This window comes from Fusibacter sp. QWL-12 (assembly GCF_058683495.1).
The window spans coordinates 2,589,393-2,605,584 of sequence record NZ_CM178745.1 but is presented as its reverse complement, the minus strand read 5'-3'; the positions used below and the strand labels follow the sequence as shown (position 1 = coordinate 2,605,584).

The window sequence follows — 16,192 nt, the reverse complement described above, 5'->3', positions numbered from 1 at the left end:
TGAGGTTTTATGAAAGATCTAATCAATGGCGAAACCGTTAGTATTTGCATTTTTTTCATCGGCGTCTACGGTTTATGCGCTCGAAGAAACATCCTTAAAACCATAATCAGTATGAGTATCATGCAAGCAGCGATTGTGCTTTATTTTCTGTCGTCTAATTATCAAACAGATGCTGTGCCACCTATAGGTAAAACATTATCAACTATGGCACATGTAGCCGATCCATTGCCCCAAGCCTTGACCATAACCGCTGTCGTTATAGGGGTTTCTATTACAGCAGTTTGTTTAACTATGTTTGTCTCGATGTTCCACAAATATGGTACGACCAACTGGAATAAAGTCAAAAAGAAAAGGAGTGAAATCGATTGACACTACTATTATATTATCTAGTCCTAACACCAATCACAGTCGGTTTAACTCAATATATATTTGACCGAACCTTTATCAAATATATTGGTCTCCTATTCCAGTTGAGCTTTATTGTGATTGCAGTTTATTTTTTTACACTACCAACGCAATTGCTGCCTTTGGTTGGAACACCTCTACCTACAGGCATGATTCTAAAAGTAGACGCCACATCAAATCTTTTTCTATTCTTAAGTAACGTGCTGTTTTTTGCACTTACTTTTTTTAGTAATCAGAAAAAATATATGAACAAGCTATTTTTGTTCCTATTTATGAGCTTACAAGGATTGATAAATGGCGTTTTTCTCTCCTTTGACTTGTTCAACGCTTACGTACTTATTGAAGTTGCAACCATTACTGTTTCGATCTTAATTATGTATAAAAAGGATAAGCAATCCATGTATGACGGGATGATCTACTTAACCATCAATATGATTGCAATGGCTTTCTTCTTATTTGGGATTGCAGTTTTATACAAAACTACTGGCGTACTTGACTTTGGCTCACTTCATGAAGCAATCCTCAAGGTTGAAGATACAAAAAGATTGAATTTATCCTTTGCCTTTTTATTTACAGGTGTCAGTATAAAAGCGGCAGTACTGCCCTTGTTTAGCTGGTTACCAAAAGCACATGGCACCGCCAGTGCACCTTCAATCGTATCTGCAATTTTATCAGGCGTATTCGTCAAAATTGGGATATACTTACTCATTAGAATTCAATGGATTTATATGCCTGCCATTGATGTTCAGCCCCTTATATTAGCGATAGGGTACTTAACCGCAATAGCTGGTTTTACTTTTGCTATATCACATACGGACATAAAGCTAATTCTCGCTTATCATACTGTTTCACAAATCGGACTGATTCTAATTGGGATCGGTGGATTAAAAGAAATTCATCACCTTGGTGCACTTTATCACGTTCTCAGCCACGGTATTTTTAAATCACTTTTATTTATAATTGCAGGGGTTTTAATCTATCGATATGAAACTCGGAAAATAACGGACATGAAAGGACTTTGGCGACTTTCTAAATCGCTTTCCATCTTATTGATGATTGCTGTTTTTAGCATTACAGGTGCACCTTTTTTTAGTGGTGGTTTCTCAAAATACCTAATAGGTTATGGCATTGATGATCCCGTACAGAAGGGGTTATTGATGCTCATAAATTGGGGGACTATGATTTCATTTATCAAATTTTTCTTCATCATCTTTAAACCATCCAATCAATCGGTTGATTTCTTTAGAGTTAGACGAAGTGAGTTTACTGGTATGTGGATGTTGGCGGTCTTTTGTGTGGGGTTAGGTGTTTTAGGTTCGTACGTATTGAAGCACACACTGCATTACGATCTAGATTATACACTCCTAAATCAAATGATGAAGGTACCCGCCTACCTACTCAATTATCTCGGTTGTTATTTGGCTTATGTTTTTGTAATAAAAGATAATTTCTTGCTCAAATACGTGAGAAGGCTCGAACTTTCCTTTAATAGCATTAACCTTGCCATAGTTACTTTTTTCATTTTTTCACTGGTCTATTTGAATCAATAAAAAGATAAAAAAAATCCTGTCTATCGTCGTAATGACGTTATAGACAGGGTTTCTTTTATGCTTGTTTGAAATAAGTAATCCCAACAGCGCCTTCGCCTGCATGGGTGCCAACAACGGTTCCTATTTCGATTTCATATATTTTTGCAACTTCAAAATTTTCTAAAATGAGTTGCTTAATGTCTTGAAGCTTATCCAAATTATTAGAATGTGCGATTGCAATTTCTGGTATTTTACCATCGGGATATTGAGCTCTAACTTGTTCAACCATCCACGATAAGCCTTTTCTTGATCCTCTTGCCTTTTCTGCCATATTGACGATGCCTTCTTTTACTTCTATGATCGGTTTTAAATTTAGCATCTTTCCAATCATTGCTGTTCCTGATGAGAGTCGCCCCCCTTTTTTTAGATTTTCAAGGGTATCAAGCATGCCGTATAGTTGCGAGCGTGACGTTAAGTTCTTTGCTAAATCTAAAACCTGTTTAACATCAGCCCCTGAATCAATCGCCTCCTGTAATAGAATGACGATTAGCCCTAATGCGAAACTTACGGTTCTGCTGTCAACAAGGTGGATTCTTTCACTGCCAAGCATTTCTTTTGCTACCACTGCTGAGTTATATGTGCCACTTAATTCAGAAGATAAAAAGATCCCGATGACATCATTTCCCTTTGCTAATTCGTTTGAGAAAAGCTCATAAAACTCACCTGGATTTACTTGTGATGTCGTAGGCAGCTCCTTGGCTTCTTTCATCATCTTATAAAAGGCTTCATTTGTTAAATCAATTTTATCTATAAACTCTTGATCTTTAAAGAGTACTTTTAAGGGTGCAAATAATATGCCCTTTTCTTTAAGCAACTCAGGTGCAATATCACACGTACTATCTGTAATTAAAGTTATTTTCATTTATACCCTCTCCCTTTTTACTATTATTATTAATACTTGATATGCCTTTAATATTTAATCTGATTCTTTAAATATTAGCTTAATTTCGGCAACGATAAACTTTGCCATGTTTGTTTGAAATTCGATTAATTTGAACATCAAATTAATAAGGCTAAAGAAATACCTTGCTAATCAAGGTATTTTTGATCAAAATAATTGATGATTTTCGTTAATGACTTTATCAACACATCGCTTTCTGGTTCATCTAATGCATCCATGGTAAAGTTAATCATGTCTTCATGAAATTGACTGTGATGACGATATGCAAGACGACCCTTCTCAGTTAAAGCGATTAAAACGACTCTTCTGTCTTCATCACTCCTGACGCGATTGATGTAACCTTTTTTGACTAAATTATTCATCGCAATCGTCAAGGTACCAACTGTAACGCCAAGTTTTGTTGCGATATGCGTCATTGGACTGGTTTGATCATATCCTGTCGCATCGATGACGTGTAGCTCGTTTAAGGTTAAGTCGCTAAAATCACCCTTTTTTAATGCTTTTTCTTCTATGCTTAATATTTGATTAAAAAGTTCTACTAACAAATGATTAAGCACTTCTCTTCTTGAATCCATATCATCTCCAATTAGTTTGATTGTCAAAGTATATTGAAAGTATAAGCTTTTTCCTAATTTGTGTCAAGTATCACTGTTTTAGTTCGTCGTTGTAGCCAAACCGTTACAATAATCGCACTAGGGAAAGACAGCCAGTTCAATAAGGTATACGGTGCAAAAAGAGTTGCGTTGACACCTGTGATTGCGAGTATAATGATCGCATTTACGTTCCAAGGCATCAATGGTGCTAGAGCTGTGCCTGTATTGGCAATGTTTTGTGCTAAATTGATATCCGACAATCCGCGCTCACTATAGGTGCTTTTCATATACTTACCAGGCACTAGTATGCCAACGGTTTGATCACAAGTGAGCGCATCCAGTAGCGTCGATAAAACCCCCGTGTTTAATATGAGCTGACCTCTCGTGCGACTTTTGATCTTAACGTATTCTATGATTGGATGAATCCAGCCACACTTTTCAAATAAAGTGCTCATAGAGATTCCCGCCATAATAATAAACACCACCTCTATCATCGCCTTTGCACCACCAATTTCAAGTGATTGCATAAAGGCATCAGAGTTCCCAGATTGAAATCCTCCCCAAGCAAAGCTTAATAGTTGATTCAAGTTATAGCCTTGAAACAGGATAGCAATCATCATAGCTATAAAAATGCCAGATCCGAGTACCTTTTTAGATTTGATCCCCATAAAGCTTGTAACTAATACATAGAGAGGCAGTAAAAATAATGCTGGACTAATTTTAAAATAAGTCATAATCAGCTCTTTATAAGCAATGATAGCGTTCAGATCAATTTGCGCAGGGTATTTTAAACTCAGTAAGAAATAACCCAAAACTGAAAGGATAAACGCAGGTACCATTACCAGTAAGGTTTGTTTAAAATAAGGCTTAAACTGCACCCCTACCGTTTCTAGTGTAAAATTTGAAAGCGCTGAAATCGGAGAAAGTCGATCTGCAACATAAGCACCTGATACTAAGGTGCCCACCAATACACCACTTGGGATACCCGTCGCATTTCCCAAGGTAAAAAGTGCTATTCCTATGGTTGAGACGGTTCCCAAGCCAGTACCTAAAAAAAATGCCACCAGGGCACTCATTAAAAAAGCAAATAATAAAAAATAGACTTTATGAACAATTCCAAAGCCAAAGTAGATTAAGGTTGGGACAATTCCAGAAGCAATCCACATGGCGACATTCACACCGATTAAGAAAACGATAATATAAATATCCTTAATACTTAAAATGCCTTCTTTTAACCAATTTAGCGTTTGTCTGACGTCAACCCCATTGAGCTTTAAAATAAAGGTTGCGATCACTAAGGTCAAACCTAGACCCCATACGAGAGATACACCTATTCCAAGACAGGTGAAAATACTTGTAACAAATAACAAGCCAATCAATAGTCCCCATTTCATAGGGAGCTTTATTACCATATGACACCTCTTATTGATGGATTTGTAAAGTCAATTTCTGTAATTGCCACAGACCATCGTCATCTCTTGATTTTTCATAATACTGAATCTGACCTAGCCGATCGACGATGATGACCGTTTCAAAGCGTGTGCCATAACCATCAAGAGCAATAAACAACGACGATAAATCAATCTCCAGCTCTGGTTTAATCCCTGTATCTGGGAGCCCAGAATGGTACTTTCGATCGTCCTCTAATATACTGAAATACGCTTCGATATTTTGAATTTTTCCAGAAGCTACTATGTTCTGTAATCCTGATTTAATCGCATTGATCTTCGGCCATGAATCGTCCAAAAGTCCATTGCTTAATCCATACAGACCTGGTTCAAGTACAGTTACCTTTTTCTCAATATTGGAATAATAACCTAAATGTTTCATATCACCAACGATGAGGTTATAAGGGTCATATAAATGCGGTTTTGTTGAGAGCTCGTTTAAGTAATCGATTGGTGTTACCTCTGAATGTAAAAACACACGTGTTAATTCACCTCTTGAAAGTGGTTGATCCACATGCTTTGAGAAATCTCTATAATTCGTTATAAAGGCAAAAGCTCCTTTATCATTGATACCGGTCCAAGTACCACCTTTTTCTAAATCGGTTCCACTGATCACACCATTTTTCAAGACTGCACTTTGACTCGGTCTCTTGTAGAACTCATCTCTATTGCCTAAAAAAATCAAAGGATAATCTGGAATTACTTTATATGCAACTGCAAGTGTACACATAAAAGCCTCTTTTCTTAGTACCATTTTTTTCTGAGGAAAAAGATCCCCATTACGACAGCAATACCTGTAGCAGTGGATAAAAATATCGGGATAGCAAGTGGATTATCCAGTCCAGGAAAATGCTTAAAGTTCATCCCAAAAAAACCAGTCATGAAGTTAAGTGGGATAAAAATTGCTGAAAAAACAGTTAAAATGGTCATTATATGATTTAATCGATTGCTTGAATAATTCATATTCATATCGTATAGGTTGGTAACCATATCCTGATATAATCCAACTTGATCGTTCACATGATTGACATGATCGGAAACATCTCTGATAAAAACGCGCGTCTCATCTTTAATAAAATGATCTTCTTTGTCATACAGCTCTTTTAGAATTTCTTTAAACGGAGCTACCTCCGAACGAATCAACATGATTTGTTTTCTCAGTTCAAACAGAAGATTAATCGATAACTTTTCAGTTTCTATGAGCTGTCGGTCATAAGTGTCGATGAGATTGCCTATACCATATAAGATTTCCAGCTGATGATCCACAATGGCATCTAGCAGTGCATAATACAAATAATCCGTGCCTCTGGCACGCATTCGGCTTCTCTCTTGGGTAAGTCGCTTTCTGATACCGTCAAATACATCGCCCTCATTCTCTTGGAAAGTAATCACAAGATTTTCTTTTAAAACGAGCGACAGATGTTCATGAATCACACCCGTTGCCTCAGTTTGGTATATCATTTTAACAATTGTAAATAAGTACGAATCATGTCTCTCAATCTTACTTCTCTGAGATACATGAACGATATCTTCAAGTACAAGCATTGAAAGAGACAGCTGTTCTCCTAAAGCAAGCATTGTATCGATGCAATTGAGCCCAATAATATTGATCCAAACCTTCTTTTCACGCCTTTTAATCTCAGAAAACATCGTATCGACATCTTTGTCGCTGTATACTTCTAAAGATGCACCATGATCGTTATAAAAGTACACCTGAAACTTGGTCTCAGTATTCTTGTATTTTCCTGTATATACCACCGATTCAGGCGGCAAATTAAGCTTCGTCAATTGACTGTGTTTTGCTGACTGATTAAACTTCATTGGCTGATTCACGTTTACCTCTACAAATCTTCACATTCAATACTTCCAGAATATCCGACGTGACCCTCTAATTCTACCGCCACATCAGAAGCCGACTGAACAAAGTGAACGATATTGACTCCACCTATATTTTGAACCTTTATTGGTGACTGCATACTGTAAAAAGTCGCTGCCATGACTGCACTGGCGCATGACCCCGTCCCACAAGAATCAGTAATATCCTCAACACCACGTTCATAGGTAATAACCTCAATTTCATCGTCACCCAATTTTCTCACAAAATTCACGTTGGTACCACATTCAAAGACATCATGATTCATGTCAAAGCGATAACCAATTTGCTTCATCTCTGCTTTTGAAAGTGGCTGATTTTCATCCTCAAATACAACCACATGTGGTACGCCAAGTGTCATAAAGCGATAATTAACCCCATTCAGTTTAGCAACACTTTGATCAGGTAAAGTATAAGCGCCCATCGTCACCTTAACACGCGATTCTGAAACAACAGCGCCAATTTGTCCTGCTAGAGTCTCAAACGTCATCGTCTTATCTGCGATACCGTGATCGTAGGCATATTTAGCGATACATCTTGCACCATTGCCACACATTTCACTTTCAAATCCGTTGGCATTGATAATTCTCATTTTAAAATCAGTCTCATCTGATGGCTCAATCACCAACATGCCATCTGCACCAATTCCTTTTTTAATATCGCAATCTCTTATTGTCATATCCTTCAGTTTTACATCTGAATAAATTTGACCTCTGTTGTCGAGTAGCAAGAAATTGTTGCCATTACTTTGTACCTTCTTATATCTAACCATTTCAACCTCATATTCCTTCGTATCTTTTTGAAGGTCCAGACTTCCCTAAGATAGAAATTGCTGACTCTGGACATCGATTCACACATCTATAACAAAGTGTACAATCCGCCACTTGACTGACTCTACCGTCTACTAAACGCAGTGCCTCAACCGGACAATCGCTTTCACATTTACCACACAAGGTACACTTGTTTTCATTAATCTTTACATTTTTTACCCATTTTCTTTCACCTTTAGAAAATGGAATGCGCAACAGAGAGCCTAATAAGATTGAACCCGCACCATCGCCACGTTTAAACCTTATGCCTTTGACAAAATCAGAGCAGAAGAGATCGATTTGTTGCTCCGCTTTCAGTGTCAAAGCTTTCGCTTGCTCGCCATTTTTCACTCTAAAGATTTTAACATCAGATAAATTGGTTGGCATTTTAAAATGTTCTATGGCAACGATCTGAGCATGGCATTTTCTTAGTATTCTCGCTAAGTACGAGCCTCCATCTCCAGAAAATAACATTTGATTGGCAATCACAATCGCTTGCTTGTCCTCTAGTAACGCAGCAATTTGTTTAACAAATCGCCACATAATCATCGGCGCCATTGCACCATACACAGGATATGCAAATAGCACATAGTCCGCACTCGCAATTTTTTCCTCATCTGCTTGCTCAAAATTCTCAATATTGATGATTTCCATATCAACCTTGTTTTTAGCAAACGATGCCTTCAACTGATTCACAATAAAAGCCGTGTTGCCTGTTCCTGAAAAATAAAATGCCAAAATTTTCATAACCTATTTTTCTCCCTTTTCCTTGATGCGAATGTACTTTAAGCTGACACTAGGGTTGTTGGTTTTTCTTGACCTTATATCAAACTGCTTTAAAGACGAAACCAGAGGCGTCAACTTAGAAAAACCATAGTTCCGCGTATCAAAATCAGGATATCTTTTATTGAGCATACTGCCAAGTTCGCCCAAGAAAGCCCAGCCATCATCATCCGAGATTTCACTGATGATTGCTTTAATAACATCTATTAATTCATCCTTAGTTATCATTGCATCTTTAACGTTATGTGTCTTAGATTTATTCACCTCTGGTCGATCAAGCGTTGTAGCCGTTAAGACTTCAAGATACTTAAATTTCTCACAAGCTGCAATAAAAGGTGTTGGTGTTTTCTTTTCTCCCATGCCTAAAACATACATTCCAGCTTCTCTCAATCTAGATGCAAGCCTTGTAAAATCACTGTCACTAGATACGATGCAAAAGCCATCGACGTTTTTTGAATATAGGATATCCATCGCATCGATAATCAATGCAGCATCGGTTGAATTCTTCCCGGTGGTATATCCATATTGCTGTATGGGTGAAATTGAATGATTGAGTAAAACGTTCTTCCAAGAGGCCAACTGTGGCTTCGTCCAATCACCATAGATTCTCTTATACGTCGGTGTACCGTGGTTTGAAACTTCATCTATTATGGATTTGATATACTTGTCAGAGACATTATCCGCATCGATCAAAACTGCAATTCGACGATCTCTCGTTTCTCTACTTTCAGTATTCATAATCTTCTCCTAATTCATCATATTTTTATTCTATAGTGTGTGCACGGTGAATACAAGATTTATTCCCGTTCACCGAGGTAGAGCCTCGACCCAAAATCTGTCATCAATCTCGTCTTTTCACTTATACCTGTTCCGGTGAACTGCGTGTAGAGTTTAAGTCCAATTTTAGAAGCGATTTCACCTGTTACATTAATTTGTTGCACTTCTAATGGATAGAGATAACGATTGGCGATAACGGTTTGTAAAATGCCATTTTCCTTTAGCTTAATCGGAATATAAGGATTAATGAGCTCACCAAAAGCTCGAATATCTTGATATTGTAATCGATTGGCTATTTTATAAACCGCACTTTGATCTAAATCAACTATTTTAATCGTTTCAAGCGGTGGACAAGGGCGATGCATTTTTAAGAAATAGCCCGTTATAAATTTGGACCTTGTCTCATCGACAACTGTCCACACGGTTCGATCGACGTTTGTCGTATTGTCATGACGATATAACGTGCCAAACTGGAATAGATCGCGGTATTTTTTATAAAATTCAATTTGCTTTGCAATTACTTTTTTATCAAAAGGCGTCAAATGAAGCAAATTCATTTCATAGCCCAATATGCCAAAGCAGGCAACATTAAATCTTGTTTCAATAGGTGTCTTTCTCAACACCTGATGAGAGGGTTGTCCACTGACATGTGCACTCATCGTTGAAAGTGGGTATACCATTCCTGTCCCTTGTTGAATTTCAACACGTTCAATCGCATCCGTATTATCACTGGTCCAAACTTGAGGCATGTAATAAATCATCCCCATATCGTAGCGGTTGCCACCGCTAGCACAGGACTCAAATAGCACTTCTGGGTAAGCTTTCGTCAATTGATCCAGCAAACGATAAAGTCCGAGTACATATCTATGCGTTAACTCGCTTTGATTGTATTTTGAAAGATAAAAACTATACAAATCTGAAAAATTTCGATTCATATCCCATTTTACAAAAGTTGCACCTGAAGATTTAATCACATTTGATATCGATTCATATAGATAATCCACGACTTCAGGGTTGGATAAATCTAAAACCAACTGATTTCTACCTAAGCTTGGTGCTCTATCTGGTAATCGAATGGCCCATTCTGGGTGTTTTCGATAAAGATCGCTGTTCTCTGAAATCATTTCCGGTTCTACCCAGATACCAAATTGTAGCCCTAATTTTCTAATCGCTTTGCCAATTCCCGAAAGTCCTTGTGGGAGTTTCTTATCATCAGAGATCCAATCACCAAGCGCCTTTGTATCATCTGTTCGGTTTTTAAACCAGCCATCATCCATAACAAACAGTTCCATACCCAACTGCTTGCCTACTTTTGCCATAGCAAGGAGCTTCTTCTGATTAAAATCAAAGTAGGTTGCTTCCCAATTGTTAAATCCTATCGGTCTTGGTCGATACTGCCAATAAGGTGGTACAATATGTTGGTTAACCATGACATGAAAATTTTGACTCAACCCATTTAGTCCATTTGCTGAAAAAGACATGACACATTCTGGTGTGTCAAAAGATTCACCTGATTTTAATAGCCATCTAAAATCCACTTCAGAAAGCCCCAATGTTACACGCGTCATTTGATAAGGTGAGACTTCCACACTTGCCATATGGTTGCCACTGTATACAAGTGTAAATCCAAATGCCTCTCCTTGATTTTCAGTAGTTTGTAGACCCTTTAGCCCAATATACGGATTATGTGCCGAACTACTTACACCTTTCTTTGAGTCAATAATCAAAATACCAGGTCTCAGTCTCCCCTGATTAAGTTGTCTTTCATGAATCCATGTGCCATCAAGTGAAAGACACTCATAATCGCTGTTTGGTAAATCTAACTGTAAGCTTTTAATTGAGTGTATCAAAAAGGAGGCAGTCGTAAGATTATTAATCCTGGTCCATTTAACGATACAATTCGAAGCCTCAAACGGCGAATAAAACAAATGCTGAAAGACTTCTCGTTGTCTTTCCTTAAGTATGATCTCTAGCGTATAGCTGGCAGCCTCAGATCTTGCATGGGGCATCCCATCAGGATGAACCAAATCCTCATGGATCACATGACTGTGATAGATGAAATCAGAGATGCTTATGCCATCGTCAAATTCAATTTGCAAAGAAGCATGACGATAATCTCCTTTTCCATATGTAGATTGTTCCAGTAGTAGTGTTTCCAGTGTAACCTGTGATCCCTTTTCATATAAAACCGCTGATCCAACCTGAATGTCATAATTTTGATGAAGCGCTGCTAAATAATCGGTATGCGCAACGCGCTCACCATAATGTAGATTAACCACTTTACCGTTCTCAAGTACAGATAAGATATAACTGGTTTTTGAAGTCTGCAAATGAAACAAAGGTGTTTTGGACTCGGAATTTTCTATATAGATCATCGTTTCCTCCATGATATGACTTTCGATTACGCTGTATATACGGTTCACATTTAACTTATTCTATCACAATTATCATAGTGACTCTAGTCTGCACAAATGAAAAATCCTGCCTTCACAGCGCACTTAAACACTTATGAAAGCAGGAAAACCTTCAAATTATTATTTAACAGAGTAACTATTCTTTTGATTTTAATAAATCTCTAATTTCACTTAATAAAATCACTTCATCAGAAGGCTTTGGCGGTTCAGCTGGTGCAGGTTCTGGCTTTGCCTTAGCTTTCTCAATGATACGGATCATAATGAAAATCACAAGTGCGATGATGACAAAATCTACAATGTTTTGAATAAAGTTACCATAATATACTGCAACCTCCGGTTGATCCCCCATTGCGGGCTCTAAAACCCACTTTAATGATTTAAAATCAACTTTTCCTAATATTGTACCGATTAGGGGCATCACAACATCGTTTACAAATGAAGTAACGATTTTTCCAAACGCACCACCAATGATGACTGCAACGGCCAAATCAATAACATTACCTCTAATGACAAATTTTTTAAAATCCTTCCACATAATATTTACCTCACTATAGTTATTCTAATATGATTTACCCTATTTACACACAAATAAACACATCAGAATAATGTGAACGCAATGTTAAATTTCTTCACAATATATTGCGACTGACCAGCCAGTCAGTTATAATGAAGCATACTATTTTAAGCGAGGTGAAGTTTTGGCTAGAAAGAAAGAAAAAAGGGAAATAATTCTAATGTCCGCTGCAGATTTATTTGCCAAAAATGGTTTCCATGAAACCAATATTACCGACATCGCTCACTCTGCTGAAATCGGAAAGGGAACTGTATACGAATATTTTTCAAGTAAAGATGATTTGTATATTGAGGTTGTAAAATTCAACATTGAGCGCTATTTAACTCGAATCAGAACCTGTATTTTAAGTTATGATCATTTCGAAGGAAAACTGGATGCATTTATCGATCATCACAGTGAAATCGTACATGAAAATATGCGTGCTACGGGTATGATGATTGAAAATCCAAATCAATTCAAAATTCCAAATGGCATGCATGAAGCTTTAAAATTACTAATGGCAGCCCGTTTCGAAGTGATTCAAATTATACTCGACATTTTGGAGCTCGGCCAAGCTGAAGGTAGATTCAAATCTGATAATTTAGCGTATTTTTCAGATTTATTCTTTGATATGCTTAATCGAACTGCAATGAGAAAACACATCTTTAAATTAGATGAATCTAACTTTATTAAAGAAAAAGACTTATTGGTTCAAATGTTAGTAAAAGGCATCTGTTAAAATCAAATCCAACCCTAGATTATTATCAAACACATTTTAAGGAGTCTAATATGCTTTCAAGTTACAGTGTTAGAAAACCATTTACCGTCGTCGTTGCGATTATCCTCGTATTAATACTTGGATTTGTCTCATTTAGCAATATTTCGACGGATCTTTTACCAAGTGTCAATCTTCCCTACTCGGTTATTATAACGCCCTATATAGGTGCCAGCCCCGAGGAAGTTGAACTTGTGGTCACAAAATCAATCGAACAAAGTATGGCTTCGATAAGTAACATTAAAAACGTACAATCGATTTCAAGAGAAAATATGTCTCTGGTAATCCTTGAGTTTGCTGAAACGACAAACATGGATTCAGCAGTCATTGAAATGAGAGAAAACTTAGATATGCTTGGCAGTTATCTTCCCGATGGTGTCGGCACTTCTACGATCATGAAACTCAATCCAGATATGATGCCAATTATGGTTGTTTCTGCAGCTGTTGAAGGTCAAAGTATTGGTGAATCCTCGTCATTCTTAGAGACAAAGATTATTCCTGAAATTGAAAGTGTTGAGGGGGTTGCATCTGTTGACGCCTCAGGACTTGTGGATAATGAAATCCACGTATTGATTCGCCAAGAAAAAATTGATGCCATTAACAAAGATATTAAAGATGCTATAGAAGCACAAATAGAGGCTGCGAAAGCAGAAGCACTAGCAAAGCTTACCCCTGAGCAATTGGCATATATGGCAATGCAACCTACAGAGCCAGCCACACAACCAGAAATACCACAAATCTCTATTACAAAAGATATGATTTCTGGTATTTTAAAAGGTCAAAATTTCAGTATGCCAGCAGGCTATATTACCGAAGAGGGTGTGGATTATCTCGTAAGAACTGGTGATGCGATTGAAGGTGATCAAGCGCTGTCGAATCTTATCGTTATGTCATTACCGATAGAGGGCATTGATCCAATTAAACTGTCTGATGTTGCCGATATCATGATTGTAGATAATACAGATGATATGTACTCAAAAGTAAACGGCATTGATGCCATTACTCTAACGCTTCAAAAGCAAACAGAATACGTTACCTCAGATATAACGAATCGTGTCATTGAGAAAATTGATACTTTAAAACAGACTTATCCAGATTTACAAATGGTCACTTTGATGAATCAAGGTGAGTACATCGACATTGTAGTGGATTCACTATTAAATAATCTTATTTATGGTGGCTTACTGGCTATTGTTATCCTACTTATTTTCTTAAGAGATTTGAAGCCGACACTCGTCGTAGGATTTTCAATCCCAATCAGCGTTGTAACTGCTTTTGTTCTAATGTACTTTAGTGACATAACACTCAACATTATCTCAATGGGTGGTTTGGCGCTTGGTGTTGGTATGTTGGTGGATAACTCCATTGTCGTCATAGAAAATATCTATCGTATGAGAAGTGAAGGCAAATCTGCCATTGAAGCTTCTGTTGAAGGTGCAAAGCAAGTTTCAGGTGCAATTATGGCATCCACTTTAACGACGGTTGCAGTCTTCTTACCAATCGTCTTTATTGAAGGGTTTACAAGAGAAATTTTTACGGACATGGCATTGACCATTGCCTTTTCATTATTAGCAAGCTTAATGGTAGCACTAACACTTGTTCCAACTATGGCTTCTAAAATTCTTGTAAAAGAAGTCAACCAAGACCACCGTGTTTTCTCTGGTCTTAAAAACGGTTATTCAAAAATACTAAACTTCTCATTAGATCATAAATGGTTGGTTATTGTGCTCGTCATCGGTCTTTTTGCAGGTAGTATTTACGGCATAACCGCTGTTGGAACTGAGCTTTTCCCAAGTATGGACTCTGGTCAGCTCACGGTTACATTAACCATGCCACTTGAAGCGACATTTGATGATCTTAGAATGGCAGCTGATGAAGTTACGACAAAAATGCAGAGTCTTGATGGCATCGAAAGCATTGGCGCATCCGTAGGCGGTGGTATGTTCGGCGGCATGGGTAGTGGTATGAGCGGAGCCGGTGGCTCTGGAAATACAGCGACTTTCTATGTTACTTTGTCAGATGAACGTTCACTTTCAACTCAAGAGCTTGGCGATGAAATCTTAAAAGTTGCGGGCTCTGATGATTATGAATTAAGCGTTACTGGAACGGATATGAATATGGGCTCGCTCACAGGTGGTGAAATTTCAATCGAAATTAAAGGTAGAGACTTTGATACCTTAGAAGCACTGGCAATTCGTATCTCTGATATCGTTGAGTCAGTTGAAGGAACCAAAGACGTTTCTAGTGGTGTTGAAGTGACATCACCTGAACTCAGAGTGGTTGTCGATAAAGAGAAAAGCATAGCAAAAGGATTAACCGTTGCACAAGTTTTTGTTGAAATTAACAAAGCACTTTCTAGCGACTCCGCATCTACTAATATCAATGTTGATGGTAATGATTTAAGTGTTATCGTTATGGATGAAGATAGTATCAAATCCGTATCAAGAGAGGACATCATGGCGCTTGAGATAACATCACCTCAGGGTGAAATGGTCAAAATTTCAGATATCGCATCACTTGAAGAAGCAAACGGTTTTAAATCCATTAGAAGAACCAATCAACAACGTTACGTTACTGTTACAGGCGCGCTTGAAACCGATTATAACATCGGAATCGTATCCGACAAAATTCAAGAAGGCCTCGATACACTTGAAGTGCCAAATGGTTACTCCGTAACCATGACGGGTGAAAATCAAACAATCAACGACTCTTTTAGAGATTTAGGGAAAATGCTACTTTTAGCACTTGTATTCATCTATCTGATTATGGTTGCTCAATTCCAATCGTTATTATCGCCATTTATCGTTATGTTTACAATCCCATTGGCATTTACAGGCGGTTTCTTTGCTCTATTAATCACTGGAAAGCCTCTATCAATCGTCGCTTTCTTAGGTATGATTATCCTTACAGGAGTTGTCGTCAACAACGGTATCGTATTTGTTGATTATGCGAATAAGATGCGCGAAGAAGGGATGTCTAAACGTGAAGCTTTACTTAAAACAGGTAAAGATCGTTTAAGACCAATTTTAATGACTGCACTCACAACAATTATCGCACTTTCAACGATGTCAATTGGCGCAGGACAAGGTACTGAAATGATGCAACCTATGGCGATTACAACCATCGGTGGTCTCATCTATGCGACTTTATTAACCTTATTGTTCATTCCAGTTCTTTTCGACCTATTTCATAAAAAAGATAAACCGAAATCTGAAACTAAATAATTAATAGATTCGTAAAGTAACTAAAAACATATGCTCTCATGATGGAAC

The 16,192-nt window shown here is 37.6% G+C and carries 14 protein-coding genes; 4 read left to right on the top strand and 10 right to left on the bottom strand.

Features of this window, described 5'->3' with window-relative positions:
* The first annotated feature begins 9 nt into the window (after window positions 1-9).
* Window positions 10-369: a sodium:proton antiporter gene (locus AC4PID_RS12555; RefSeq protein ID WP_492132346.1), complete on the top strand. Its 360-nt coding sequence runs from the start codon at window positions 10-12 to the stop codon at window positions 367-369.
* Window positions 366-1,955, top strand: a complete 1,590-nt coding sequence (locus AC4PID_RS12550; RefSeq protein WP_492132345.1) for a complex I subunit 5 family protein — start codon at window positions 366-368, stop codon at window positions 1,953-1,955. The genes AC4PID_RS12555 and AC4PID_RS12550 overlap by 4 nt, the downstream gene beginning before the upstream one ends.
* A 55-nt stretch (window positions 1,956-2,010) precedes the next feature.
* Here AC4PID_RS12550 and AC4PID_RS12545 read toward each other — a convergent pair whose 3' ends face one another.
* The 10 genes from AC4PID_RS12545 to mscL all read right to left on the bottom strand — a co-directional run bounded on the left by AC4PID_RS12545 (window position 2,011) and on the right by mscL (window position 12,127).
* Window positions 2,011-2,856, bottom strand: coding sequence for a DegV family protein (locus tag AC4PID_RS12545; RefSeq protein ID WP_492132344.1), 846 nt, complete (start codon window positions 2,854-2,856; stop codon window positions 2,011-2,013).
* 167 nt (window positions 2,857-3,023) lie between these two features.
* Window positions 3,024-3,470 carry a MarR family winged helix-turn-helix transcriptional regulator gene (locus AC4PID_RS12540; RefSeq protein ID WP_492132343.1) on the bottom strand — a complete coding sequence of 149 codons (447 nt, stop codon included), beginning with the start codon at window positions 3,468-3,470 and terminating at the stop codon, window positions 3,024-3,026.
* A 53-nt stretch (window positions 3,471-3,523) separates the two neighbouring features.
* Window positions 3,524-4,900, bottom strand: a complete 1,377-nt coding sequence (locus AC4PID_RS12535) for a Na+/H+ antiporter NhaC family protein (RefSeq protein WP_492132342.1) — start codon at window positions 4,898-4,900, stop codon at window positions 3,524-3,526.
* Between the two features lie 10 nt (window positions 4,901-4,910).
* Window positions 4,911-5,666, bottom strand: a complete 756-nt coding sequence (locus AC4PID_RS12530) for an NRDE family protein (protein WP_492132341.1) — start codon at window positions 5,664-5,666, stop codon at window positions 4,911-4,913.
* A 14-nt stretch (window positions 5,667-5,680) separates the two neighbouring features.
* Window positions 5,681-6,769, bottom strand: coding sequence for a magnesium/cobalt transporter CorA (gene corA, locus AC4PID_RS12525; protein WP_492132340.1), 1,089 nt, complete (start codon window positions 6,767-6,769; stop codon window positions 5,681-5,683).
* 8 nt (window positions 6,770-6,777) lie between these two features.
* Window positions 6,778-7,581: a diaminopimelate epimerase gene (gene dapF / locus AC4PID_RS12520; protein ID WP_492132339.1), complete on the bottom strand. Its 804-nt coding sequence runs from the start codon at window positions 7,579-7,581 to the stop codon at window positions 6,778-6,780.
* 7 nt (window positions 7,582-7,588) lie between these two features.
* On the bottom strand, window positions 7,589-8,365 hold the full coding sequence (locus AC4PID_RS12515) for an EFR1 family ferrodoxin (RefSeq protein ID WP_492132338.1): 777 nt from the start codon (window positions 8,363-8,365) through the stop codon (window positions 7,589-7,591).
* A gap of 3 nt (window positions 8,366-8,368) precedes the next feature.
* The gene (locus AC4PID_RS12510) at window positions 8,369-9,139 is read right to left on the bottom strand and encodes an NYN domain-containing protein (protein WP_492132337.1); all 771 of its coding nucleotides are present in this window, start codon (window positions 9,137-9,139) and stop codon (window positions 8,369-8,371) included.
* Between the two features lie 59 nt (window positions 9,140-9,198).
* Window positions 9,199-11,553 carry an alpha-galactosidase gene (locus AC4PID_RS12505; RefSeq protein ID WP_492132336.1) on the bottom strand — a complete coding sequence of 785 codons (2,355 nt, stop codon included), beginning with the start codon at window positions 11,551-11,553 and terminating at the stop codon, window positions 9,199-9,201.
* A 175-nt stretch (window positions 11,554-11,728) separates the two neighbouring features.
* Window positions 11,729-12,127: a large-conductance mechanosensitive channel protein MscL gene (gene mscL / locus AC4PID_RS12500; RefSeq protein WP_492132335.1), complete on the bottom strand. Its 399-nt coding sequence runs from the start codon at window positions 12,125-12,127 to the stop codon at window positions 11,729-11,731.
* A gap of 163 nt (window positions 12,128-12,290) precedes the next feature.
* Between mscL and AC4PID_RS12495 the strand changes: the two genes are divergently transcribed.
* Window positions 12,291-12,884: a TetR/AcrR family transcriptional regulator gene (locus AC4PID_RS12495; RefSeq protein ID WP_492132334.1), complete on the top strand. Its 594-nt coding sequence runs from the start codon at window positions 12,291-12,293 to the stop codon at window positions 12,882-12,884.
* 50 nt (window positions 12,885-12,934) lie between these two features.
* Window positions 12,935-16,144 carry an efflux RND transporter permease subunit gene (locus AC4PID_RS12490; protein WP_492132333.1) on the top strand — a complete coding sequence of 1,070 codons (3,210 nt, stop codon included), beginning with the start codon at window positions 12,935-12,937 and terminating at the stop codon, window positions 16,142-16,144.
* Window positions 16,145-16,192 lie beyond the last annotated feature (48 nt).

Coding starts and splice junctions, on each gene's coding strand:
- AC4PID_RS12555 (WP_492132346.1), top strand. CDS start 10: ATGAAAGATCTAATCAATGGCGAAACCGTTAGTATTTGCATTTTTTTC.
- AC4PID_RS12545 (WP_492132344.1), bottom strand. CDS start 2,856: ATGAAAATAACTTTAATTACAGATAGTACGTGTGATATTGCACCTGAG.
- AC4PID_RS12540 (WP_492132343.1), bottom strand. CDS start 3,470: ATGGATTCAAGAAGAGAAGTGCTTAATCATTTGTTAGTAGAACTTTTT.
- AC4PID_RS12535 (WP_492132342.1), bottom strand. CDS start 4,900: ATGGTAATAAAGCTCCCTATGAAATGGGGACTATTGATTGGCTTGTTA.
- AC4PID_RS12530 (WP_492132341.1), bottom strand. CDS start 5,666: ATGTGTACACTTGCAGTTGCATATAAAGTAATTCCAGATTATCCTTTG.
- dapF (WP_492132339.1), bottom strand. CDS start 7,581: ATGGTTAGATATAAGAAGGTACAAAGTAATGGCAACAATTTCTTGCTA.
- AC4PID_RS12515 (WP_492132338.1), bottom strand. CDS start 8,365: ATGAAAATTTTGGCATTTTATTTTTCAGGAACAGGCAACACGGCTTTT.
- AC4PID_RS12510 (WP_492132337.1), bottom strand. CDS start 9,139: ATGAATACTGAAAGTAGAGAAACGAGAGATCGTCGAATTGCAGTTTTG.
- AC4PID_RS12505 (WP_492132336.1), bottom strand. CDS start 11,553: ATGATCTATATAGAAAATTCCGAGTCCAAAACACCTTTGTTTCATTTG.
- mscL (WP_492132335.1), bottom strand. CDS start 12,127: ATGTGGAAGGATTTTAAAAAATTTGTCATTAGAGGTAATGTTATTGAT.
- AC4PID_RS12490 (WP_492132333.1), top strand. CDS start 12,935: ATGCTTTCAAGTTACAGTGTTAGAAAACCATTTACCGTCGTCGTTGCG.